The sequence below is a fragment of the Erwinia sp. HDF1-3R genome (assembly GCF_039621855.1).
Lineage (GTDB): Bacteria > Pseudomonadota > Gammaproteobacteria > Enterobacterales > Enterobacteriaceae > Erwinia.
Genome location: NZ_CP155071.1, coordinates 1,635,176 through 1,656,643 on the forward strand (window position 1 = coordinate 1,635,176; position 21,468 = coordinate 1,656,643).

Below are 21,468 nucleotides of genomic sequence, written 5' to 3' on the forward strand. Positions count from 1 at the left end.
ATTGCGAGCGGGAAGCAGCCCACACCGGCAAACAATGCATTGCGAGCGGGAAACTGCCCTCAGCCGCAAATATTTCACTGCGAGACGGAGCAGGCCCCTCTCGCCACAGATGAAAAAACCGACGACAGGGAAAAAAAATTCGGCTATCTTGTTTAGCATATCAAACAAAAATCCGAATTTAAGCGTAATGAAGCCTTAATTCTGCTGAATGGGTTAAGTTCCAGAAACGAGAGTCGCGATATGAGCCTGATGTTCAATCCTGAGACGGCCTGGTCTTTCCCGGCTAAACCCGCACGACTAACTGCCGATGAGAAGGCTTTCTACCGGGAAAAAATCAAAGAATTACTGAAAAAGCGTGATGCGGTGATGGTGGCCCACTATTACACCGACCCGGAAATACAGGCGCTGGCGGAAGAGACCGGCGGCTGCGTGGCCGATTCGCTCGAAATGGCGCGATTTGGCAGCCAGCATAGCGCCTCAACGCTGCTGGTGGCAGGCGTACGATTTATGGGGGAGACGGCTAAAATCCTCAGCCCGGAGAAAACCGTCCTGATGCCCACCCTTGAAGCGGAGTGTTCCCTCGACCTTGGCTGCCCGGACGAAGCATTTAGCCGCTTCTGCGATCTCCATCCCGACCGCACCGTCGTGGTCTATGCCAACACTTCTGCGGCCGTCAAAGCCCGCGCTGACTGGGTGGTGACCTCCAGCATTGCCGTAGAACTGATTGATTATCTGGACGGTCTGGGTGAGAAGATCCTCTGGGCGCCGGATCGTCACCTTGGGCAATATGTTGCCAGGCAAACCGGAGCCGATATCCTTTGCTGGCAGGGAGCCTGTATCGTCCATGATGAGTTTAAAACCCAGGCGCTGCATCGTATGAAGTCGCTCTATCCGGCGGCGGCGGTGCTGGTACACCCTGAATCGCCACAGGCCATTGTCGACCTGGCTGATGCAGTCGGATCCACCAGCCAGCTTATCCAGGCGGCTAAAACGCTGCCGCATCCGCAGCTTATCGTCGCCACCGATCGGGGCATATTCTACAAAATGCAGCAGGCCTGCCCTGAAAAAGAACTGCTTGAAGCGCCGACGGCAGGAGAGGGAGCCACCTGCCGCAGCTGCGCGCACTGTCCCTGGATGGCCATGAACGGGCTGAAAGCGATTGCCGACGGGCTGGAACAGGCGGGCGACACGCATGAAATTCAGGTGGCGGTTACACTGCGTGAAGCGGCGTTGATCCCGCTGAATCGTATGTTAACCTTCGCAGCGGGTTTAAAAAAATAAACGGGCCTCCTTACTGCTCAGCAAAAGGTGTCAATATGGATTTTTTCAGCACGCATAATATTCTGGTTCACATTCCCCTCGGCGCAGGCGGTTACGATCTCTCGTGGATTGAAGCCATAGGCACGCTGGCAGGGCTGCTCTGCATCTGGCTTGCCAGCCAGGAAAAAATAATTAACTATGCGTTTGGTCTGGTAAACGTCACCCTTTTCGCGGTGATCTTCTTTCAGATCCAACTCTACGCCAGTTTGTTGCTCCAGCTCTTTTTCCTGGTAGCCAATATTTACGGCTGGTATGCCTGGAGCAGGCAGACGGCGGATCATCAGCAGGCGCTAAAAATCCGCTGGATGGGACTGCCGAAGGCGCTGGCCTGGCTGGTGGTCTGCGTTGTCGCTATCGCACTGATGACGCGCTATATCAATCCGGTATTTGCCTGGCTGACCGCCATTGCGGTGGAGGGCATGCAGGCGATGGGGCTGGCGGTGACGCAGCCGACGCTGCAGCCGGACGCGTTCCCGTTCTGGGACTCCTGTCTGATGGTGCTATCCATTGTTGCGATGATCTTAATGACGCGAAAATACGTCGAAAACTGGCTGATCTGGGTGGTCATTAACGTGATAAGCGTAATGATTTTTGCCCGGCAGGGCGTCTGGGCGATGGCGGTAGAATATGTCATTCTGACGCTGATTGCGCTCAATGGTAGCTGGCTGTGGATCCGGAGCGCCCGGCAGCAGGGTGAGCGGGCGCTCTCGTTATAACTCAGTGGTGATGGTGCGCGTGTCCGGCTGACTCTGCGCTTAGCGTACAGTCCGCTTCCTCACAGTGCTGATACTCCATCTGCACCGTGGCATGGGCTATCTGATAGTGTTCGTGCAGATACTCATGAATGCGGTGCAGCAATGCATCGTGGTCGTGCGGGGGAATAACCTGCACGTGCAGCGTCATGACCGGTTTCTCACCCACCTGCCACAGGTGGATATGATGCACATTGCGCACTTCCGGGATGCCGCGCTTTAGCATCTTCGTGAGCTTTTCCACATCCAGCCGTGATGGCGCACCTTCCAGCAGTTCATGAAGACTCTCTTTCAGCAGTGCCCAGGCGCTGCGCACCACCAGCAGGGAGACCAGAATGGATAACAGCGGATCGATTGGCGTCCAGCCGGTATACATAATAATCAGCGCGGCCGCGACGGCGCCGACCGAGCCGAGCAGGTCGCCCAGTACGTGCAGCGCAGCCGCCCGTACGTTGAGGTTTTTTTCTTCGCTGCCGTGATGCAGCAGCCAGAAAGAGAACAGGTTGGCAAAGAGCCCGGCCACGCCAATGACCAGCATGACGCCGCCGGCGACAGGCTCCGGATGCATAAAGCGGCGAATCGCTTCCCAGACAATCAGTACGGTGATCACCAGCAGGGCGATGGCATTAACAAAGGCTGCCAGCGTGGTCAGACGCAGCATACCGAACGTGTGACGCGCGCTCGGTTTACGCCGGGCGAAATGCACCGCCAGAAGCGCCATCAGCAGGGCAGCCGTATCGGTCAGCATATGTCCGGCATCGGCCAGCAGCGCCAGTGAGCCTGAAAGCAGGCCACCCGCAATTTCTGCCACCATAAATACCGCAGTGACAATAAACGCCGCCAGCAGGCGGTTTTGGTTGCCCTTATCTTCAGTGTGGGTGTGAGCCATAAATTTCCAGTTCCGTCAGTATACTTCTGCTAATGATATCAATAAATTCAGCGCGGTCATATCAGGCGGTCGGGCTTTTAGCCGTTGTGGTCCGCGAGGGTTGACTGGGTCAGGGAGAGGTGAAAGCGTTTGCTTACTCCGATGTCGGGCCCGCCGATAAAATCGCTAAAAATGAAAAACCCCACCTGAGAGTGGGGTTTGTCGGCCAACTAAAGGGAGTATGCAGCGCCCCCTTTTGTCATAAGGACGAATTAGTTGGTGGTGCCATCGGTTTTAGTATCCGCGCCTGGACCCACTTTTTTGTTCATGTCCGGGCATTTGCCGTCTTTACACTGGGCGTTTTTATCCATCTGGTCAGCGGTCATTTTTTTATGATGCTGGGCCTTTTTATGATGCTTTTTCACCGGATGCGTGGTGGTTTCGCTCCCGGTGTTGATTTTGTTGTTATCAACATTATTAGGTGCAAGGTTATCTTTTGCGCCACCGGCTACCGCGCCCGCTGCGGCGGCGTTGTTGGAATTACCTTCGCCGCTGCCTGCAGCCATTGCTGCGGTGCTGCCGAAAGTCATTGCGGTTGCCAGAAGTACGATTGCGATCTTATTCATCATTTTGCCCCATTCATTTTGTGTAGTGCCGAAAAGTCGGCATAAAAGCAGTCCAAATAACGCTGAGTATGGTGATAAATACCCAGACGCATAACGTTCGCCCGCCTGAAGCTGGTGATCTTTATGCGTTTTTTTTAGGTGTATGCACAATAAAGTGTAGTTAAGGATGGAAAAACGGCAAATATCCTTATCAGGAATTTCTCTCCGTCGATTTACACCAACCTGTGCACGCGATAAATTGGGCGGGATGCGCCAGGTGTGCAGTACTGCGACTACGATACTGGAAAGATTATGAACTATCAGAATGATGACTTAAGAATCAAAGAGATAAAGGAACTTTTACCCCCTGTAGCTCTGCTCGAAAAGTTTCCGGCCACGGAGTTGGCGGCACAGACCGTAGCCCGCTCCCGCCAGGCCATTCACGCTATCCTTAAAAAAGAGGACGATCGCCTTTTAGTGGTGATTGGGCCGTGCTCCATCCATGACACGGCGGCGGCAAAAGAGTATGCCGGGCGCCTGCTCAGCCTGCGCGAAGAGCTGGGTGATGCGCTGGAAGTGGTAATGCGGGTCTATTTTGAAAAGCCGCGTACCACCGTAGGCTGGAAGGGGTTAATCAACGATCCGCATATGGATGGCAGCTTCCAGATCAACGATGGGCTGCGCATTGCCCGTAACCTTCTGGTGGAAATTAACGATTCCGGTTTACCCACCGCCGGTGAGTTTCTGGATATGATCACCCCGCAGTATGTCGCTGACCTGATGAGCTGGGGTGCAATCGGTGCCCGAACCACCGAATCGCAGGTTCATCGCGAACTCTCTTCCGGCCTCTCCTGCCCGGTAGGATTCAAAAACGGTACCGACGGCACCATCAAGGTGGCGATCGATGCCATTAATGCGGCCAGTGCGCCGCACTGCTTCCTGTCGGTGACCAAATATGGCCACTCAGCCATTGTCGAAACCAGCGGAAACGCTGACTGCCATATCATCCTGCGCGGCGGCAAAGAGCCAAACTACAGCGCTGAGCATGTCGATACCGTTAAGCGCGGTCTGGAGCAGGCCGGGCTGACCCCGCAGGTGATGATCGACTTTAGCCATGCCAACAGCAGTAAGCAGTATCAGAAGCAGATGGACGTTGCCAGTGACGTTGCTCAGCAGATTGCTGGCGGCGAAGCGGCTATTATGGGCGTGATGATTGAAAGCCATCTGGTTGAAGGCAACCAGAGCCTGGAGAGCGGTGAGCCGCTGGTTTACGGCCAGAGCGTGACCGATGCCTGCATCGGCTGGGACGATACCACTAAGGTGCTTCGCCAGCTGGCCGAGGCCGTCAGAGTCCGTCGCGGCTGATGGCAGAAGGGGGTGACAGCCGCTGTTGCTCCCGGAAACAGGCATAAAAAAATCCGCCCAAGGGCGGATTTTTTGTTCCCAAAAGGGAAGGGAGAAAGCTTACTTCGCTTTACCCTGGTTAGCCACGGCGGCTGCCTTAGCGGCAATCTCGTCGGCATCGCCCAGATAGTAGTGTTTGATCGGCTTGAAGTTTTCGTCAAACTCATACACCAGCGGTACGCCGGTTGGGATGTTCAGCTCGAGGATCTCTTCTTCGCTCATGTTGTCCAGGTATTTCACCAGCGCACGCAGTGAGTTACCGTGAGCAGCGATGATCACTTTCTCACCTTTTTTCATGCGCGGCAGAATGGACTCATTCCAGTAGGGCAGCACGCGATCGATGGTCAGCGCCAGGCTTTCCGTGGTCGGCAGCTGCTCAGCGGTCAGGCCCGCGTAGCGTGGATCGTGGCCCGGGAAACGCTCATCGCTGCGATCCAGTTCCGGTGGCGTAACGGCAAAGCCGCGACGCCACTGCTTAACCTGGTCGTCACCGTATTTCTGTGCGGTTTCAGCTTTGTCCAGCCCCTGCAGCGCACCGTAGTGACGCTCGTTCAGACGCCATGATTTTTCAACCGGCAGCCAGACCTGATCAACTTCGTCGAGAATAGCCCACAGGGTATGGATGGCTCGTTTCAGCACGGACGTGTAAGCAAAGTCGAAGGTAAAACCTTCTTTCTTCAATAACTCACCTGCTGCTTTGGCTTCGGTACGGCCTTTATCGGACAGGTCAACATCGTACCATCCGGTAAAGCGGTTTTCGTTGTTCCACTGGCTTTCGCCGTGACGTACCAGAACCAGCTTAGTTACAGCCATAGCTCAACTCCTTAATCTGACGTTTCTATGATATTGGTAAACTGCAAATTGCCCTGGCAATTTGATTGTGACCTACCATAGCGGAAATCTTCACGGCACGTAAGCCTGAAGCACTCAGGATGCACGTTTTCATGCGCTTAATCAAACCGCCGTCAGCCGGTAGCGGGTGACAGACTGAAACGATTCACCCGGTTTAATCCAGCAGTCCGGCTGCGGCCATTCAGGATGATTCGGCGAATCGGGTAAAAACTCGCTCTCCAGCGCAATACCCTGGTGCGCCGCGTAGACGCCCTGCTCACGCGCGGGCGTTCCCGCCAGATAATTACCGCTATAAACCTGTAGGGCGGGAGCAGAGGTAAATACGCTTAGCATCAGCTGCCCATCGGCAGAGCAGAGCTGCGCGGCAGGGGTGGCCGCGTCGCGCGCGTTCAGCAGGAAGGCGTGATCGTAGCCCTTCACCGCGCGCTGATCTTCATCCTGCATAAAGTCCTTCGCCAGCGTTTTTGCCTGGCGGAAATCAAAGCTGGTGTGGGCGACGGGCTTCAGATCGGCATTGGGGATCCCCTCGCTGCTGACCGGAAGATAACGATCGGCGCTGACCTGGAGCCGGTGCTCACGTGCATCGCCGTGGTAAGCATCCAGATTAAAATAGGCATGGTTAGTCAGATTCACCGGACAGGGCGCATCGACCGTCGCGTGGTAGCTTATCGTCAGCGTATTATCGTCCTCCAGACGGTAGACCAGCGAGGCCAGCAGCTGTCCCGGATAGCCCTGATCGCCCGCTGGTGAGTCCAGGCGATACTCCACTTCCTGCTCAGCCTGACGCACGATCTGCCAGCGGCGATTATGAAAACCATCGGGACCGCCATGCAGCTGGTGGGCGCCCTGATTCGCCGCGAGCTGCACCGTCCTGCCGCCGGCGTGAAGGGTCGCATTGGTGATGCGATTGGCATAGCGGCCCACGGTCGCGCCCAGATAGGCGGTCTGGATGAGGTAGTCTGACGGTGTGGCGCAGCCGAGCAGTGCTTCACGCACCGAGCCATCTTTCATCGGCACCCGCGCCGACAGCCAGGTCGCGCCCCAGTCCATAAAAGTAGTGACCATGCCACCCGCATTACGCAGGTGGGTGATCCGCCACGGCTGGCCGTCAGGAGCATGAGAATGCGGTTCTGTTAGCATTGACCGGCTCCCGCTGAGGCTTTACAGACGTAGAAGGTCTCTTTGATGCCGGATTTCGCCTCGTATTGTTCCGCCACCGCTACCTGCACGGCATCCACTAACGCCAGCGGGACCAGCGCTACCACGCAGCCGCCGAAGCCGCCGCCGGTCATGCGTACGCCACCGCGCTCACCAATGGTTGCTTTCACAATGTCTACCAGCGCATCAATGGGCGGGACGGTAATTTCAAAATCATCGCGCATGGAGGCATGGGACGCCGCCATCAGCTCGCCCATCCGCGCCAGATCGCCCTTCGCCAGCGCGTCGGCGGCTTCCAGCGTACGGGCATTTTCAGTCAGTACGTGACGGACGCGTTTCGCCACCTGCGGATCCAGCTCATGCTCCACCGCTTTAAACTGGTTAAGGTCGACGTCACGCAGCGACGGCTGGCTGAAAAAGCGTGCGCCGGTTTCGCACTGCTGGCGGCGGGTATTGTACTCACTGCCCACCAGGCTGCGGCGGAAGTTGGAGTTAATAATCACTACCGCCACGTCCGCTGGGACCGGGACCGGGCGCGTTCCCAGGGTGCGGCAGTCCAGCAGCAGCGCATGATCTTTCTTACCCAGCGCGGAGATAAGTTGATCCATAATGCCGCAGTTACAGCCGACAAACTGATTCTCGGCTTCCTGTCCGTTCACCGCGATCTCTGCGCCGTCGAGCGGCAGATGCCAGAGCTGCTGGAATACCGTTCCGACCGCCACTTCCAGCGATGCCGAGGAGCTCAGGCCGGCACCCTGTGGCACATCACCCGTAATCACCATATCCACGCCGCCAAAATCTTTATGGCGCTGTTGGAGGTGTTTCACCACGCCCCGGACGTAGTTTGCCCACATCCAGTCGCTGTGGCTGAGGATCGGCTCATCCAGTGAAAAAGTATCCTGCTGATTTTCGTAATCGGCGGCAATCACCCGTACCTGGCGGTCATCGCGGCGTGCGCAGGCAATCACCGTCTGATAATTGATGGCGCAGGGCAGGACAAATCCGTCGTTATAATCGGTATGTTCACCTATCAGATTGACGCGACCCGGCGCCTGAATGTGATGGTCGGCCGCGTAGCCGAAATTGTCCTGGAAGATCTGTTGGGCAGAGGTCTTTAACGTCATGGTTATGCTCCCGTCTCGCGGAAATGGATATCACTGACGGAACGCAGGCGCTCGGCGGCCTGTTCCGCGGTTAAATCGCGCTGGGTTTCAGCCAGCATCTCGTAGCCGACCATAAATTTACGCACCGTCGCGGAACGCAGCAGCGGGGGATAAAAGTGCGCGTGCAGCTGCCAGTGTTCGTTAGCTTCCCCGTTGAAGGGTGCGCCGTGCCAGCCCATTGAGTAAGGGAAAGAGCACTGGAAAAGATTGTCATAGCGGCTGGTCAGTTTTTTCAGCGCCAGCGCCAGATCCTGACGCTGCGCGTCGGTCAAATCCACCAGGCGGCGAACAGGCGTTTTGGGCAGCAGCAGGGTCTCAAACGGCCAGGCGGCCCACCAGGGCACCACGGCCAGCCAGTGCGCCGTTTCCACGACGGTGCGGCTGCCATCTTTCAGTTCGCGGGCGGCATAATCCACCAGCATGGGCGATCCGTGCTGCTGATACCAGCGGCGCTGGAGATCGTCTTCGCGTTTGGCTTCATTCGGCAGAAAACTGTTGGCCCAGATCTGCCCATGCGGGTGCGGATTGGAGCAGCCCATCGCCGCGCCTTTATTTTCAAACACCTGCACCCAGGGATAGTGCTGACCGAGATCGGCGGTTTGCTCCTGCCAGGTTCTGACTATCTGCTCAAGGGCGGGAAGCGACAGCTCCGGCAGCGTTTTACTGTGATCCGGGGAAAAACAGATCACCCGGCTGGTGCCGCGCGCGCTTTCACAGCGCATCAGCATATCGTCACTTTCCGGCGCGTCCGGGGTGTCGGTCATCAGTGCCGCATAGTCATTGGTGAACACCCAGGTGCTGGTGTAGTCCGGGTTTTTGTCACCCGTTACTCGCGTGTTGCCCGGGCAGAGAAAGCAGTCCGGATCGTGGGACGGAAGCTGCTGCTGAGAAGGCGTCTCCTGCGCGCCCTGCCAGGGGCGTTTAGCACGGTGAGGAGAAACCAGAATCCACTGGTCAGCCAGCGGGTTATAGCGGCGATGGGGGTGATCGACCGGATTAAATTTTTGCATGTTGCGTCCTGATAACCTTCTCTATGCGTCGGAAGCCTTAAAGAAAAATAGCACAGTGGGAAAAAACAAAGCGTGATCAAGTCTGGATAAATGGAATCGTTTACACAAGCTGATAATTCCGAACTTTCGGCTGATAGCACAATATATTTAGCGTTGAGAACGTTGAACAATACCAATAAGTGGAAGCGGTTACACTTCTCCTTCACCCCACGCGGCGGTACTCTATAGCAGGCTATTCAGGCCGCTACCGCTGCGATGCCTGCTCGTAGCGGTAGCTATCCCCGTCGGGCACAAAGGTCAGGCGGTGGGTAATACAGCGTGGCGCATCCTCAGCATGATGAGAAACAAACAGCAGCTGGGTGTCGCCTTCCCCGATCAGCACATCAATAAATCGCCTGACCAGCTGTCGGTTAATCGGGTCCAGCCCCTGCAAGGGTTCATCAAGGATCAGCAGGGCCGGGTGTTTCACCAGCGCACGGGCAATCAGTACCAGCCGCTGCTGACCCCAGGAGAGTCCATGAAACGGCGCATCGCCCGCCGCAGGGCTCATTCCCAGCAGATGGAGCCACTGGCCGGCAAGCTGCTGCTGGCGGTCGGACACCGCCTGATAGATACCGATGGAATCAAAGTAGCCCGAGAGGATCACGTTACGGACGCTACTGCTGACGCGGTATTCAAGATGCAGGCTGCTGCTGACGTAGCCGATATGCTGTTTGATATCCCAGATAGTTTCCCCGCTGCCGCGACGGCGGCCAAACAGGGTGAGGTCGTTGCTGTAGCCCTGAGGATGATCGCCCGTCACCAGGCTCAGCAGGGTCGATTTCCCGGCACCGTTGGGGCCGATAATCTGCCAGTGCTGGCCCGGCTTCACCTCCCAGCTAAGATGATTGAGGATGGGCTTATCGCTGTAGCTCACCACGCCGTCGCGCAGCACGATGGGGGAGATATCGCCCGCGAGGCGTGGCGCTTCGCTGTCAACGCCGTCCGCTTCCGGCAGGGCCATGCCCTCCAGCAGTTCGCTATGGGCCAGCTGGGCGACCAGCGCCTGGGCCAGAATCTCCTGCCGCGGCCCGACGTGGGTGAGGGTACATTCTGCCAGCACGCCGACCTTATCGACAAAGTCGGGAATATCGTCGAACCGGTTTAACACCAGCACCAGCGTATGGCCGTGCTGATGCAGCGCGGCCAGCACCTCTGCCAGACTGGCGCGGGAAGCAACGTCAAGCCCGTCAAAGGGTTCATCAAGGATCAGCAGGTCCGGCCCGGTCATCAGTGCCTGGCAAAGCAGCGTTTTACGGGTTTCGCCGGTCGAGAGATATTTGAATCGCCGATCCAGCAGGTGGGTTATCCCAAACAGGCCGGCCAGATGCTGGCAACGGCTGGCATCTCTGACCGTTTCCTGAATAATTTCCGCGCTGGTGCGACCGGTATCATCTTCATCCGCACTCAGCAAATCGGTGTTGTTACGCTGCCACTCTTCGGATACCAGCTTCTGGAGCTGTTCGAGCGAAAGACGGGTGGGACGGGCAAAACCGTTCAGGTATTCCCCTTTGGCGATGCTAAGCTCGCCAGACAGCGCCCGGGCAAGCGATGATTTACCGCTGCCGTTGGCCCCAACGAAGGCCCAGCTTTCGCCGGCCGCAAGCGTCAGCGCCGGGAGTGAGAGGGAGCGGGTTGCGCTGAGGTGAAACGTGCCTTGCGAAATATGCAACGATGTCATTATTTATTCCATTTTGTGCAGGGTACCCAAACTAATAATCGTCAGCCGGACTAATGTCAAATCCCTGCATCCCGATCAGAGCAGCGTCGCGATGATCACCTTATCCGCATCAAAATGTGCGGTTACGGACAGGTCAGGCTGCAGTTTTTGCTGGTCAACCGCCTCATTGCTGAGCGTGGCACAAAGCGTCTCCCCGCCCGGCAGGGCGATCAGCACCTCGCTATGGGTTTCGCCGCGCAGCACCTCGGCGACGGTACCGCGTAGCTGGTTATCTGCCGTACTGGCCTCCAGCGTGACCTCAATCCAGGGCGCTTTAATCAATACCAGCACCTCTTTTCCGGCGCTCAGCGCCAGGCGGTTGGCGCTTTGTTCGGTGATTGCCGCTTTTATACGGGTCTGGCCGTCGGCAAGCTGCACCTCAACGTGCTGTTGGACGCGCATATGGTCACGCCCGACCACCGTTCCCGAAAGCTGATTGCGCGCGCTGGTTTGCAGTGAAAAGCGCGCAATGGCTCCCAGCAGGCTGCCGAGCGGCACGTCATCCTGTAGCACGTCGAACGCCTTCTGCTGAATCTGCTCCATCAGCGCAAACAGCTGCACCAGCCGCTCGCCGTAGGCCGTCAGCTGCGTCCCGCCTCCGCCTTTACCGCCGGTAACGCGCTCGACCAGCGTGCGATCGGCCAGCTGATTCATCTCGTTGATGGCATCCCAGGCGCTCTTATAGCTGATCCCGGCCAGCTTCGCGCCCTGGCTGATAGATCCGGTATGCTGGATCTGCTTTAGCAGCTCAATGCGGCGCGGATCGGCAAACAGGCGCTGCTGCAATTTAAGGGTCAGAGAGATTTCGGCCTGCATAGCGGCTCCTGTTAAAAACGACGATCTGCAAAGTGTACACCGTCAGGCGGCCGGGGCATAAATTGTGCGGAAACGCACAAAAGAACAGTGCACTTTTCGGCTTGCTGGTTACAATGGCTTTTTTATTCAGTAAGGGAGGCTTCAATGCTGGAGTTATTAAAAGGCCTGGCCGTCGCGATCCTGATGGTTCCGGTGGTAATGGCGATAATCCTTGGCCTGATTTACGGTCTGGGTGAAGTCTTTAACGTTATTTCTAAAATTGGTCATCGCCGCGATCGGCAGGCTAAAAACCCTCAGTAACGTCTCTCGCCGCGCCCGGCACCCGCCGGGCGCGCTTTTTCCTGCGCCTGCTCAACTTCTTCTCATCTCTGCCGATAAATTTCATGACAGTGTTTTTTTTCTCGTTATATTATCAACCATATAACGAAACCCTCTGGAGAACACCATGTCCGTAAAACTACGTCTTTTCTTTGCCGGTGCGGTACTGAGCGCCAGCGTGGCGGGGCAGGCCGTTGCGGCGGAGAATATCACCGTCTTTGCTGCCGCCTCGTTAACCAATGCCCTGCAGGCCATTGCTGAGCAGTATCAGCAGGGCAAAGAGGTGAAGATTGTCTCGTCATTCGCCTCGTCGTCCACCCTTGCGCGGCAGATAGAGCAGGGCGCGCCAGCGGATCTGTTTATCTCTGCCGATCGGCAGTGGATGGACTACGCGGCGCAGAAGCAAACGATTGATGAGGCCAGCCGCTTTACCCTGCTGGGTAATCAGCTGGTGCTGGTGGCGCCGACGGAAAGTCATGCGCCGCAGGTGACGATTTCTAAAACTACCGACTGGAAAAACCTGCTGAAAGGGCAGCGCCTCTCCGTGGGCGATCCCGACCATGTACCGGCGGGGATTTACGCTCAGGAGGCGCTGGAGTCGCTGGGGGCATGGCCAACCGTTTCCCCGCTGCTGGCACGCGGAAACAGCGTCCGTGCTGCGCTGGCGCTGGTCGAACGTAACGAAACGCCGTATGGCATCGTTTACGGATCTGATGCCGTCGCCAGCAAGAAAGTGACGGTAGTCGGCGTTTTCCCTGAAAACAGCCATAAGCCGGTGGAGTATCCGATGGCCATCGTCAAAAACCATACCGGCGCCAGCGTAAAGGCCTTTTACGACTACCTGAAAGGCCCGCAGGCGGCGGCTATCTTTAAACAGTATGGCTTCACGCCTGCCTCATGATCCTTAGCGAACCGGAATGGCAGGCCGTCGCCCTCAGCCTGAAGGTCTCGTCGGTGGCGGTGTTGTTTAGCCTGCCGTTTGGGATACTGATGGCCTGGATTCTGGTTCGCTGTCGTTTCCCGGGTAAAGCGCTGCTCGACAGTCTGATCCATCTGCCGCTGGTGCTGCCGCCGGTGGTGGTAGGGTATCTGCTGCTGATAGGTTTTGGCCGGCGCGGCGTCATTGGTGCCGCCCTGTATGACTGGTTTGGCTTTACCTTCGCTTTCAGCTGGCGCGGGGCGGCGCTGGCGTCGGCGGTGGTTGCTTTTCCGTTAATGGTTCGCGCCATTCGCCTGTCGCTGGAAGGCGTGGATGCCGGGCTGGAAATGGCGGCGCGCACCCTGGGGGCCGGGCGCTGGCGGGTGTTCTTTACCATTACGCTGCCGCTGACGCTGCCGGGCGTGATTGCCGGAACGGTTCTGGCCTTTGCCCGCTCGCTGGGTGAGTTTGGTGCGACCATTACCTTCGTCTCCAATATCCCGGGTGAAACCCGCACGCTACCTTCCGCCATGTATACCCTGATTGAAACACCCGGTGCGGAAGACGCCGCCGCGCGGCTGTGCATCATTGCTATTGCGCTGGCGCTGGGCTCGCTGCTGATTTCCGAGTGGCTGGCCCGCTGGGGCCGGAAAAAACTGGGGGGAGAATGTTAGAACTCTGCTTCAGCCAGCGTCTTGGCGACCATCAGCTCGAACTGGACGTTCAGCTCCCTGCGCAGGGGATCACCGCTATCTTCGGCGTGTCCGGCGCGGGAAAAACCTCGCTGATTAATGCGATTGGTGGTCTGACGCAACCGCAACAGGGGCGCATCGTACTGAATGGCCGGGTGCTGAGCGATGCCGCCGCCGGGGTGCATTTGCCGCCCGAGCGGCGGCGCATCGGCTACGTGTTCCAGGACGCGCGCCTTTTCCCGCACTATCGCGTGCGCGGAAATCTGCAATACGGTATGGCGAAAAGTATGCGCGCCCAGTTTGATGCGCTGGTCGGGCTGCTGGGGCTGGAGGCGCTGCTGACGCGCTATCCGGCATCGCTTTCCGGCGGCGAAAAACAGCGCGTGGCCATTGGCCGGGCGCTGCTCACCGCCCCGGAGGTGCTACTGATGGATGAGCCGCTGGCCTCGCTGGATCTGCCCCGCAAGCGTGAGCTGCTGCCCTGGCTCCAGCGGCTGGCAGGGCAGGTGGCTATCCCGATCCTCTACGTTAGCCACAGCCTGGATGAAATCCTCCAGCTGGCCGATAGCGTGCTGGTGCTGGATAATGGCCGGGTTAAGGCGTCGGGCCCGCTGGAAAAGGTGTGGGCCAGCAGCGCAATGCGCCCCTGGCTGCCGCGCGCCGATCTGAGCAGCGTGCTGCGCGTCCAGGTTCTGGAGCAGCATCCCCGCTATGAAATGACCGCGCTGTCGCTGGGCGATCAGCATATCTGGGTCAGCCGGGTAAATGCCCCAGTGAAAACGCCCCTGCGCATCCGCATTCAGTCCGCTGACGTCTCGCTGGTGCTACAGCCTCCGGTTAACAGCTCGATCCGCAACGTCATCCCGGCGCAGGTGACCGAGCTGCTGACGGTGGAGGATCAGATTGAAGTCAAACTGCGCATCGGGCAGAGCGAGCTGTGGGCGCGGATCACGCCCTGGGCACGGGACGAACTGATGATTAAAACGGGCATGTGGCTGTACGCGCAAATCAAAAGCGTCTCACTCACCACGGATTACAGCACTTCGCGATAGATTGTTTCGGCGATGCCCGGTTCCAGGTTGGTGCCAATGACCCGGCCCGCCCGGGCTTTAATCGCCTCATCGGCGTTACCCATCGCCACCCCCAGCCCCGCCGTTTCCAGCATGCTGAGGTCGTTGTAATTATCACCAAACGCCAGTACGTCGCTCATCTGGTAGCCCTCAGCGGCAACCCACTGCGCCAGACGGCGGCCTTTACTGTTGCCCGCCTGGGCAATATCCACCTGATCGTGCCATGACCATTCACAGGCCAGGCCCAGTTCCTTTTCCACCCGCTGCGCAAACTGCTGGAGCGCGGTGGTGTCGGCGTGGGAGAGGGCAAACTTCCAGATTGACTGCGCCTCCGCTGCCGCCTGCGCCAGGCTGGCCACCTGCCTGAAGACCGGACGCTGCGCTTCCGGCAGCGACAGCCCCCAGTTAATGGTGCGGCTTACATGCCCGGTTTCGTGCTGATAAAGCATCGCATCATCCACGTAGAGCAGCCCATGAATGGCGGCCTCATCCAGCATCTCAGTCACCCGCAGCGCCTGAGCGGTAGGAAGCGGGTCAGACTGCAAGACCTTTTTCGCCTGATAATCATACAAATAGGCACCGTTGCAGCAGATTGCAGGTGTATTCAGCGCCAGCGCCTGATAAAAAGGATGGATAGCCACGTGGTGGCGTCCGGTAACGATAACCACCTTTGCTCCTGCCTGCCGGGCCTTGTTTAACGCGTCCAGCGATTCGGGCAGAATGGTTTTTTGCGGCGTCAGCAGGGTGCCGTCCAGGTCCAGCGCAATAACGCGATAGCTCATAATCAGTTCCGAATGGGGGTTAAATAAACGCCAGTAGTCTACACCCTGTGCCGTCCGCCACAAAATCACACGCCCCGCAGAGGGGATCGTCGCGTTATTATTTCCTGAAAATACGCTACGCTTTGCGGCAGCCAGGTTTCCCACTGAAAGGAGAATTTATGCAACAGATCGTCTATACCGCCAGCCCGGAGAGCCACCAGATCCACGCGTGGCAGCTTGACAGCGAGGGCGCGCTCACGCTGCTCCAGGTCGTGGATGCCCCAGGCCAGGTGCAGCCGATGGTGGTCAGCCCCGATAAGCAGTTTCTCTATGTGGGCGTGCGCCCGGGATTTCGCATCGTAGCGTACCGCATTGACGCCGGGGGTAAGCTGACCGAAGCCGGACAGGCGCCGCTACCCGGCAGCCCAACGCATATCTCAACCGACAAAGCGGGGCGCTTTATCTTCGTTGGCTCTTATAACGATGCCTGCGTCAGCGTGTCGCCGATCGGCGCTGATGGCCTGCCGGGCGAGCCGCTCCAGGTGATTAAAGGGCTGGAGGGCTGCCATTCAGCCAATATCGATCTCAGCAATAAAACGCTGTTTGTTCCGGCGCTGAAGCAGGATCGTATCTGCCTGTTTGACCTGCAAAGCAGCGGTGAGCTTCAGCCGCACCGCCAGGCGCAGGTGACTACCGTGGAAGGTGCCGGGCCGCGCCATATGGTTTTCCACCCCAATCAGCAGTACGCCTACTGCGTCAATGAGCTGGACAGTACCGTGGACGTGTGGCAGCTGGCGAATGCGCATGGCACGGTCGAACGCGTGCAGAGTCTGGACATGATGCCTGCCGGATTCAGCGACACCCGCTGGGCGGCGGATATTCACCTGACGCCGGATGGCCGCCATCTGTACAGCTGCGATCGCACCGCCAGTATCCTGACGCACTTTAGCGTCAGTGAAGACGGTGGGTTGCTGACGGTAACCGGCTATCAGCCAACCGAAACGCAGCCGCGCGGCTTCAACATTGATCACAGCGGGAAATATCTGGTGGCGGCCGGGCAGAAGTCACATCATATCGAAGTGTACAGCATCGACGGCGAGCAGGGCGCACTCACGCCGCGGGCACGCTACGCGGTTGGCCAGGGCCCAATGTGGGTGGTGATTCACCGGCTTGACTGAGAAAGGAAACAGGGCAGATATCTGCCCTGTTGAAGCGCCCTGTTGGTTACGCGTAAAGCGCGGTTAGCGAGGCGCTGCCCAGCTTGTGGAAATGGACGTTGAAGCCGAGCATCGCGCCGCTGGCATGTTCATCCACCTCGAGGTTATCCACGTCCAGCGCATAGACGGTGAAAATATAGCGGTGGCTCTCGCCTTTTGGCGGCGCGGCGCCGCCGTAGCCCTGGCTGCCGAAATCCGTACGGGTTTGCACCGCACCGGCGGGAAGCGCAGCAACGCCTGAACCGGCTCCCTGCGGCAGCGTGTGGGTATCGGCGGAAAGATTCGCCACTCCCCAGTGCCACCAGCCTGAACCGGTAGGCGCATCGGGGTCAAAGCAGGTAATGACAAAGCTTTTGGTGCCTTCCGGCACCTCGTCCCAGGCTAAATGTGGGGAGAGGTTATCTCCCTGGTAGCCCATGCCGTTAAACACATGGCGGAGGGGCAATTTATCGCCATTGTTGAAATCCTGACTGGTCAGTTTCATTCCATCTCCCTGTTATTATTTGTGAAGCAGTTTTAATAGCTCTTCGGCGGCGGCGGCCGATGACGCGGGATTCTGACCGGTCACCAGATGCCCATCCGTCAGGGTGAACACGCCCCAGTCATCGGTTTTTTCATAGTCCGCGCCCAGCGCTTTCAGCACATCCTCGACCAGAAAAGGTACCACATTTGTCAGGCCGACGGCTTTTTCCTCGCTGTTAGTAAAGCCGGTGACCCGTTTACCGGCGACCAGCGGGGTACCGTCAGGTTTTTTAACGTGGCGCAGTACGCCCGGCGCGTGACAAACGGCACCTACCGGCTTGCCGTTGGCATAAAAGTTCTCTATCAGCTCAATGCTTTTACGATCCTCTGCCAGATCCCACAGGGGACCGTGTCCACCGGGGTAGAACACCGCATCGAACGTGCTGCTTTCGATATTGGCCAGCATCTGCGTGTTGGCCAGCGCCTGCTGAGCCACGAGATCCTGGCGAAAGCGTTCGGTGTCCAGGGTCTGGGCGTCTGGCTCGTCGCTTTTTGGATCGAGCGGGGGATGTCCCCCGGCAGGTGAGGCCAGCACCACGTTTATCCCCGCATCACGGAAGACATACCAGGGCGCGGCGAACTCTTCCAGCCAGAAGCCCGTTTTTTTACCGGTATCACCCAGCCTGTCATGCGAAGTCAGCACCATTAATACTTTCATTTTTCTATCCTCAGGGTTGGTCACCGGCCACGCGAATCAGTACCTTGCCGAAGTTTTTACCTTCAAGCATGCCGATAAAGGTCTCCGGCGCATGGTCCAGACCCTCCACACTATCTTCACGGAAAACAAAGCGATCTTCTGCCACCCACTGACTCATCTGGCTAAAGAATTCGCCGAAGCGGTGGCCATAGTCCTGGGTAATGATAAAGCCCTGAACGCGCAGGCGTTTGCGCAGGATAGTTCCCTGAAACTGTGGCAGCTGGTTGGGGCCGGCGGCAGGTTCGGTACTGTTATAGTCGGCAATCAGTCCGCAGACCGGTATGCGTCCCTTTGTATTCATCAGCGGCAGTACCGCACTGAATACCTTACCGCCAACGCTTTCGAAGTAGACGTCAATCCCCTCGGGACAGTGGCGCCTGAGGGATTCCGCGAAATCGCCGGCGCGGTGATCCAGACAGCGGTCAAAGCCCAGCGACTCTTCTGCATAGCGGCACTTATCGGCGCCGCCCGCAATTCCCACCACGTAGCAGCCTTTCAATTTCGCAATCTGCCCGACGATGGATCCTACCGCGCCGGTGGCGGCGGCAACGACCACCGTTTCACCCGGCTGCGGCTGACCGATATCCAGCAGCCCCATATAGGCGGTGAAGCCCGGCATACCGAGCATCCCGAGTGCCCATGAGGGGTGCTTTAATACCGGGCCGCTCAGCTTAAACAAATCCTTGCCGTCAGAGAGTGCGAAGTCCTGCCATCCGCTGTTGCTGACCACCCAGTCACCTTCGGCATAGTCAGGGTGGTCAGAGTGTTCGACAATGGCGACGGTGCCTGCGCCCATAACCTCGTTAATCGCCACGGGCGGGACATAGGAGGGGCCCTCGCTCATCCGTCCACGCATATACGGGTCCAGCGAAAGCCAGATGGTGCGCAGCAGAATTTGTCCTGCCGCTGGCGTCGGAACGTGCCCGGTTTCAAGCCGGAAATTAGCTTCTGTCGGTGCGCCGTGCGGGCGGGATGCCAGTACGATGCGGCGATTAGTCTGTTTATCTTGCGGCATAATTTTCTCCTTAATGCGGAATGCGGCCTGGTAAAAGCGTAGTGCATCAGCGGACCTGATGCCTGGCGCCCTGTGCCATTACCGCATCAGAGACCCTCAGGCCCCGATAAAGTGGCCGGGCTTTTCCAGCGCCCCGGCAATGGCATCCGTCAGGCGCTGCAATGCTTCAGGGCTGATAATATAAGGCGGCATCAGGTAGATCAGCCGGCCAAACGGGCGTATCCACACGCCGCACTCGACAAAAAATGCCTGCAAAGCGGCCATATTGACCGGCTGATGAGTTTCAATCACCCCGATAGCGCCCAGTACGCGCGCATCTTTTACTGCAGGGTGGTCGGCAAGGGGCAGAAGCGAGCGGCGGAGCTGCGCTTCAATATCCGCGACCTGCTGCGGCCACTGGTTCTCCTGGAGCATCGCCAGGCTCTCGCTGGCGACGGCGCAGGCCAGAGGGTTACCCATAAAGGTTGGCCCATGCATAAAGCAGCCCGCCTCGCCGTTGCTGACGGTATCGGCGACGTGACGGGTGGTCAGCGTGGCTGAGAGCGTCATGGTTCCGCCGGTCAGGGCCTTACCCACGCAGAGAATATCCGGCGCGATATCAGCATGTTCGCAGGCGAACAGCTTACCGGTGCGGCCAAAGCCGGTGGCAATCTCATCGGCAATCAGCAGGATGCCGTACCTGTCGCACAGCGCCCGTACGCGCTGCAAATAGCGCGGGTGATAGAACCGCATGCCGCCCGCGCCCTGAACCACCGGCTCCAGGATCACTGCGGCGACCTCGCCAGCGTGATGCGTTATCAGCCGCTCAATGTCATCGGCATCGCTGTCGCGCCACGCTTCATCAAAGCGGCAGGCGGGGGCGGCGGCGAACAGATGGCTGGGCAGGTAGCCCTGATAGAGGCTGTGCATCGAATTGTGCGGATCGCACACCGACATGGCAGCAAAGGTATCGCCGTGGTAGCCATTTCGCAGCGTCAAAAAACGCTGCCGCTTCTCGCCGCGTGCCTGCCAGTATTGCAGGGCCATTTTCATGGCGACTTCTACCGCTACCGATCCCGAATCCGCCAGAAACACGCACTCCAGCACGGCTGGCGTCATGTCGACCAGCCTGCGACAAAGTGCGACCGCAGAAGGATGGGTAATCCCGCCAAACATCACGTGCGACATCTGTGCTATTTGCGCGGTCATCGCCTGATTAAGCCGGGGATGGTTATAACCGTGAATCGCAGCCCACCAGGAGGACATGCCGTCCACCAGCGTACGGCCATCGGCCAGCTGAAGCGAGGTGCCCTGGGCACCGACCACCGGGTAGACCGGCAGCGGCTGACTCATTGAGGTATAGGGGTGCCAGATGTGGCTGCGATCGAAGGCGAGGTCTGAAGGGGTCATAAAATTACTTGTAAACCAATTTCAAAAAAATTAGTTTACAAGTATAACCGGGCAACGACCCGACACGACAGTACTTTTTTGGAGCAAGCAATGGCAACTCGCTGGACGGTCTCACAGGCTCAAGCCCTGTTTAATAAGCCTTTTCTCGAACTGATGTTTGAAGCGCAGCAGGTGCATCGTCAGCACTTCGACCCGCGTCAGGTGCAGGTCAGTACACTGCTGTCGATTAAAACCGGGGCCTGCCCGGAGGATTGCAAATATTGCCCGCAGAGCGCGCGGTACAAAACCGGGCTGGAGTCCGAACGGCTGATGGAAGTGGAGGAGGTGCTGAGCTCCGCGCGTAAGGCGAAGGCCGCCGGCTCCGATCGCTTCTGTATGGGGGCCGCCTGGAAAAACCCCAACGACCGCGATATGCCTTACCTTGAGCAGATGGTAAAAGGCGTGAAGGCGATGGGGCTGGAAACCTGTATGACGCTGGGCATGCTGAGCGACGGACAGGCGCAGCGTCTGGCAGAGGCGGGGCTGGATTTCTACAACCATAACCTGGACACCTCCCCGGAGTTTTATGGCAGCGTCATCACCACCCGCAGCTATCAGGAACGTCTGGATACGCTGGGCAAAGTCCGCGATGCCGGAATTAAGGTCTGCTCCGGGGGCATTGTCGGGCTGGGTGAAACCGTCAGCGACCGCGCCGGGCTGCTGGTTCAGCTGGCAAATCTGCCCACGCCGCCGGAAAGCGTACCGATTAATATGCTGGTCAAGGTCAAAGGCACGCCAATGGCGGACAATGATGACGTCGATCCCTTCGATTTTATCCGCACCATTGCCGTCGCCCGCATCATGATGCCAGCCTCGCACGTGCGTCTCTCTGCCGGGCGTGAACAGATGAGCGAGCAGACCCAGGCAATGTGCTTTATGGCCGGCGCAAACTCTATCTTCTACGGCTGTAAATTGCTGACAACCCCCAATCCTGAAGAGGATAAGGATATGCTGCTCTTCCGCAAGCTGGGCCTCAATCCGCAGCACACCACCACCGAGGCGGGCGATAACGAGCAGCAGCAGTCTCTGGCCGGACAGTTGCTGAACGCCGATACCGAGCAGTTCTATAACGCGGCGGTCTGAATGCGTCCTGGATGTGCCTTAAATTCGCGGTGGCCTGTA

Annotated in this window: 22 protein-coding genes; 9 read left to right on the forward strand and 13 right to left on the reverse strand. The window is 58.2% G+C overall.

Annotation, left to right across the window (positions count from 1 at the left end; all coding sequences use genetic code 11):
* The first annotated feature begins 240 nt into the window (after positions 1-240).
* Both nadA and pnuC read left to right on the forward strand, forming a co-directional pair.
* Complete coding sequence (gene nadA, locus AAGR22_RS07585; protein ID WP_345831170.1) at positions 241-1,281, forward strand: quinolinate synthase NadA; 1,041 nt, start codon at positions 241-243, stop codon at positions 1,279-1,281.
* A gap of 35 nt (positions 1,282-1,316) precedes the next feature.
* A complete protein-coding gene (pnuC, locus tag AAGR22_RS07590) occupies positions 1,317-2,036 on the forward strand; it encodes a nicotinamide riboside transporter PnuC (protein WP_067702437.1) in 720 nt (239 codons plus the stop codon).
* Position 2,037: 1 nt separating this feature from the next.
* On the opposite strand, the gene zitB is transcribed toward pnuC, so the two are convergent.
* Positions 2,038-2,961 carry a CDF family zinc transporter ZitB gene (zitB, locus tag AAGR22_RS07595; protein WP_067702439.1) on the reverse strand — a complete coding sequence of 308 codons (924 nt, stop codon included), beginning with the start codon at positions 2,959-2,961 and terminating at the stop codon, positions 2,038-2,040.
* A 251-nt stretch (positions 2,962-3,212) separates the two neighbouring features.
* Positions 3,213-3,569: a protein YbgS gene (locus AAGR22_RS07600; protein WP_067702442.1), complete on the reverse strand. Its 357-nt coding sequence runs from the start codon at positions 3,567-3,569 to the stop codon at positions 3,213-3,215.
* Positions 3,570-3,857: 288 nt separating this feature from the next.
* Here AAGR22_RS07600 and aroG point away from each other — a divergent pair, with 288 nt between their 5' ends.
* Positions 3,858-4,910 (forward strand): 3-deoxy-7-phosphoheptulonate synthase AroG, encoded by a 1,053-nt coding sequence (gene aroG / locus AAGR22_RS07605; RefSeq protein WP_067702444.1) that lies wholly within the window; start codon positions 3,858-3,860, stop codon positions 4,908-4,910.
* 99 nt (positions 4,911-5,009) lie between these two features.
* Here aroG and gpmA read toward each other — a convergent pair whose 3' ends face one another.
* The 6 genes from gpmA to modE all read right to left on the reverse strand — a co-directional run bounded on the left by gpmA (position 5,010) and on the right by modE (position 11,707).
* A complete protein-coding gene (gpmA, locus tag AAGR22_RS07610) occupies positions 5,010-5,762 on the reverse strand; it encodes a 2,3-diphosphoglycerate-dependent phosphoglycerate mutase (RefSeq protein WP_067702447.1) in 753 nt (250 codons plus the stop codon).
* A 141-nt stretch (positions 5,763-5,903) separates the two neighbouring features.
* Positions 5,904-6,941 carry a galactose-1-epimerase gene (gene galM / locus AAGR22_RS07615; RefSeq protein ID WP_345831171.1) on the reverse strand — a complete coding sequence of 346 codons (1,038 nt, stop codon included), beginning with the start codon at positions 6,939-6,941 and terminating at the stop codon, positions 5,904-5,906.
* On the reverse strand, positions 6,935-8,083 hold the full coding sequence (gene galK, locus AAGR22_RS07620; RefSeq protein ID WP_345831172.1) for a galactokinase: 1,149 nt from the start codon (positions 8,081-8,083) through the stop codon (positions 6,935-6,937). The genes galM and galK overlap by 7 nt, the downstream gene beginning before the upstream one ends.
* 2 nt (positions 8,084-8,085) lie before the next feature.
* The gene (gene galT, locus AAGR22_RS07625) at positions 8,086-9,132 is read right to left on the reverse strand and encodes a galactose-1-phosphate uridylyltransferase (protein ID WP_067702456.1); all 1,047 of its coding nucleotides are present in this window, start codon (positions 9,130-9,132) and stop codon (positions 8,086-8,088) included.
* A gap of 244 nt (positions 9,133-9,376) precedes the next feature.
* Complete coding sequence (gene modF, locus AAGR22_RS07630; protein ID WP_345831173.1) at positions 9,377-10,852, reverse strand: molybdate ABC transporter ATP-binding protein ModF; 1,476 nt, start codon at positions 10,850-10,852, stop codon at positions 9,377-9,379.
* A 75-nt stretch (positions 10,853-10,927) separates the two neighbouring features.
* Positions 10,928-11,707, reverse strand: coding sequence for a molybdenum-dependent transcriptional regulator (gene modE / locus AAGR22_RS07635; RefSeq protein ID WP_345831174.1), 780 nt, complete (start codon positions 11,705-11,707; stop codon positions 10,928-10,930).
* A gap of 144 nt (positions 11,708-11,851) precedes the next feature.
* Here modE and AAGR22_RS07640 point away from each other — a divergent pair, with 144 nt between their 5' ends.
* The 4 genes from AAGR22_RS07640 to modC all read left to right on the forward strand — a co-directional run bounded on the left by AAGR22_RS07640 (position 11,852) and on the right by modC (position 14,688).
* A complete protein-coding gene (locus AAGR22_RS07640) occupies positions 11,852-12,007 on the forward strand; it encodes an AcrZ family multidrug efflux pump-associated protein (protein ID WP_073980956.1) in 156 nt (51 codons plus the stop codon).
* Between the two features lie 145 nt (positions 12,008-12,152).
* The gene (gene modA, locus AAGR22_RS07645) at positions 12,153-12,926 is read left to right on the forward strand and encodes a molybdate ABC transporter substrate-binding protein (protein ID WP_345831175.1); all 774 of its coding nucleotides are present in this window, start codon (positions 12,153-12,155) and stop codon (positions 12,924-12,926) included.
* Entirely contained in the window at positions 12,923-13,618 is a 696-nt protein-coding gene (gene modB / locus AAGR22_RS07650) for a molybdate ABC transporter permease subunit (protein ID WP_067702465.1), read from the forward strand. Before modA ends, modB begins: the two co-directional genes overlap by 4 nt.
* Positions 13,612-14,688, forward strand: coding sequence for a molybdenum ABC transporter ATP-binding protein ModC (modC, locus tag AAGR22_RS07655; protein ID WP_345831176.1), 1,077 nt, complete (start codon positions 13,612-13,614; stop codon positions 14,686-14,688). Before modB ends, modC begins: the two co-directional genes overlap by 7 nt.
* Here the strand turns inward: modC and AAGR22_RS07660 are convergent.
* The gene (locus AAGR22_RS07660; RefSeq protein WP_345831177.1) at positions 14,670-15,488 is read right to left on the reverse strand and encodes a pyridoxal phosphatase; all 819 of its coding nucleotides are present in this window, start codon (positions 15,486-15,488) and stop codon (positions 14,670-14,672) included. The genes modC and AAGR22_RS07660 overlap by 19 nt on opposite strands.
* 158 nt (positions 15,489-15,646) lie before the next feature.
* Between AAGR22_RS07660 and pgl the strand changes: the two genes are divergently transcribed.
* On the forward strand, positions 15,647-16,645 hold the full coding sequence (pgl, locus tag AAGR22_RS07665; protein WP_345831178.1) for a 6-phosphogluconolactonase: 999 nt from the start codon (positions 15,647-15,649) through the stop codon (positions 16,643-16,645).
* Positions 16,646-16,691: 46 nt separating this feature from the next.
* Here pgl and AAGR22_RS07670 read toward each other — a convergent pair whose 3' ends face one another.
* The 4 genes from AAGR22_RS07670 to bioA form a co-directional block, all read right to left on the reverse strand.
* Complete coding sequence (locus AAGR22_RS07670) at positions 16,692-17,168, reverse strand: kinase inhibitor (protein ID WP_345831179.1); 477 nt, start codon at positions 17,166-17,168, stop codon at positions 16,692-16,694.
* A 15-nt stretch (positions 17,169-17,183) separates the two neighbouring features.
* Entirely contained in the window at positions 17,184-17,864 is a 681-nt protein-coding gene (locus AAGR22_RS07675) for a type 1 glutamine amidotransferase domain-containing protein (protein WP_067702480.1), read from the reverse strand.
* Between the two features lie 10 nt (positions 17,865-17,874).
* On the reverse strand, positions 17,875-18,918 hold the full coding sequence (locus AAGR22_RS07680; RefSeq protein ID WP_345831180.1) for an NADP-dependent oxidoreductase: 1,044 nt from the start codon (positions 18,916-18,918) through the stop codon (positions 17,875-17,877).
* 96 nt (positions 18,919-19,014) lie between these two features.
* Positions 19,015-20,307, reverse strand: coding sequence for an adenosylmethionine--8-amino-7-oxononanoate transaminase (gene bioA / locus AAGR22_RS07685; protein ID WP_345831181.1), 1,293 nt, complete (start codon positions 20,305-20,307; stop codon positions 19,015-19,017).
* Positions 20,308-20,397: 90 nt separating this feature from the next.
* On the opposite strand from bioA, the gene bioB reads away from it, so the two are divergent.
* Entirely contained in the window at positions 20,398-21,429 is a 1,032-nt protein-coding gene (gene bioB / locus AAGR22_RS07690) for a biotin synthase BioB (RefSeq protein WP_067702489.1), read from the forward strand.
* Positions 21,430-21,468: the final 39 nt, after the last annotated feature.

What these genes read in the sequence shown, in the direction of transcription:
- pgl (WP_345831178.1), top strand. Translation starts at nt 15,647, where the DNA reads ATGCAACAGATCGTCTATACCGCCAGCCCGGAGAGCCACCAGATCCAC.
- nadA (WP_345831170.1), top strand. Translation starts at nt 241, where the DNA reads ATGAGCCTGATGTTCAATCCTGAGACGGCCTGGTCTTTCCCGGCTAAA.
- aroG (WP_067702444.1), top strand. Translation starts at nt 3,858, where the DNA reads ATGAACTATCAGAATGATGACTTAAGAATCAAAGAGATAAAGGAACTT.
- bioB (WP_067702489.1), top strand. Translation starts at nt 20,398, where the DNA reads ATGGCAACTCGCTGGACGGTCTCACAGGCTCAAGCCCTGTTTAATAAG.
- AAGR22_RS07675 (WP_067702480.1), bottom strand. Translation starts at nt 17,864, where the DNA reads ATGAAAGTATTAATGGTGCTGACTTCGCATGACAGGCTGGGTGATACC.
- galT (WP_067702456.1), bottom strand. Translation starts at nt 9,132, where the DNA reads ATGCAAAAATTTAATCCGGTCGATCACCCCCATCGCCGCTATAACCCG.
- modE (WP_345831174.1), bottom strand. Translation starts at nt 11,707, where the DNA reads ATGCAGGCCGAAATCTCTCTGACCCTTAAATTGCAGCAGCGCCTGTTT.
- modB (WP_067702465.1), top strand. Translation starts at nt 12,923, where the DNA reads ATGATCCTTAGCGAACCGGAATGGCAGGCCGTCGCCCTCAGCCTGAAG.
- galK (WP_345831172.1), bottom strand. Translation starts at nt 8,083, where the DNA reads ATGACGTTAAAGACCTCTGCCCAACAGATCTTCCAGGACAATTTCGGC.
- bioA (WP_345831181.1), bottom strand. Translation starts at nt 20,307, where the DNA reads ATGACCCCTTCAGACCTCGCCTTCGATCGCAGCCACATCTGGCACCCC.
- modA (WP_345831175.1), top strand. Translation starts at nt 12,153, where the DNA reads ATGTCCGTAAAACTACGTCTTTTCTTTGCCGGTGCGGTACTGAGCGCC.
- AAGR22_RS07600 (WP_067702442.1), bottom strand. Translation starts at nt 3,569, where the DNA reads ATGATGAATAAGATCGCAATCGTACTTCTGGCAACCGCAATGACTTTC.
- modC (WP_345831176.1), top strand. Translation starts at nt 13,612, where the DNA reads ATGTTAGAACTCTGCTTCAGCCAGCGTCTTGGCGACCATCAGCTCGAA.
- modF (WP_345831173.1), bottom strand. Translation starts at nt 10,852, where the DNA reads ATGACATCGTTGCATATTTCGCAAGGCACGTTTCACCTCAGCGCAACC.
- AAGR22_RS07670 (WP_345831179.1), bottom strand. Translation starts at nt 17,168, where the DNA reads ATGAAACTGACCAGTCAGGATTTCAACAATGGCGATAAATTGCCCCTC.
- pnuC (WP_067702437.1), top strand. Translation starts at nt 1,317, where the DNA reads ATGGATTTTTTCAGCACGCATAATATTCTGGTTCACATTCCCCTCGGC.
- gpmA (WP_067702447.1), bottom strand. Translation starts at nt 5,762, where the DNA reads ATGGCTGTAACTAAGCTGGTTCTGGTACGTCACGGCGAAAGCCAGTGG.
- AAGR22_RS07660 (WP_345831177.1), bottom strand. Translation starts at nt 15,488, where the DNA reads ATGAGCTATCGCGTTATTGCGCTGGACCTGGACGGCACCCTGCTGACG.
- AAGR22_RS07640 (WP_073980956.1), top strand. Translation starts at nt 11,852, where the DNA reads ATGCTGGAGTTATTAAAAGGCCTGGCCGTCGCGATCCTGATGGTTCCG.
- galM (WP_345831171.1), bottom strand. Translation starts at nt 6,941, where the DNA reads ATGCTAACAGAACCGCATTCTCATGCTCCTGACGGCCAGCCGTGGCGG.
- AAGR22_RS07680 (WP_345831180.1), bottom strand. Translation starts at nt 18,918, where the DNA reads ATGCCGCAAGATAAACAGACTAATCGCCGCATCGTACTGGCATCCCGC.
- zitB (WP_067702439.1), bottom strand. Translation starts at nt 2,961, where the DNA reads ATGGCTCACACCCACACTGAAGATAAGGGCAACCAAAACCGCCTGCTG.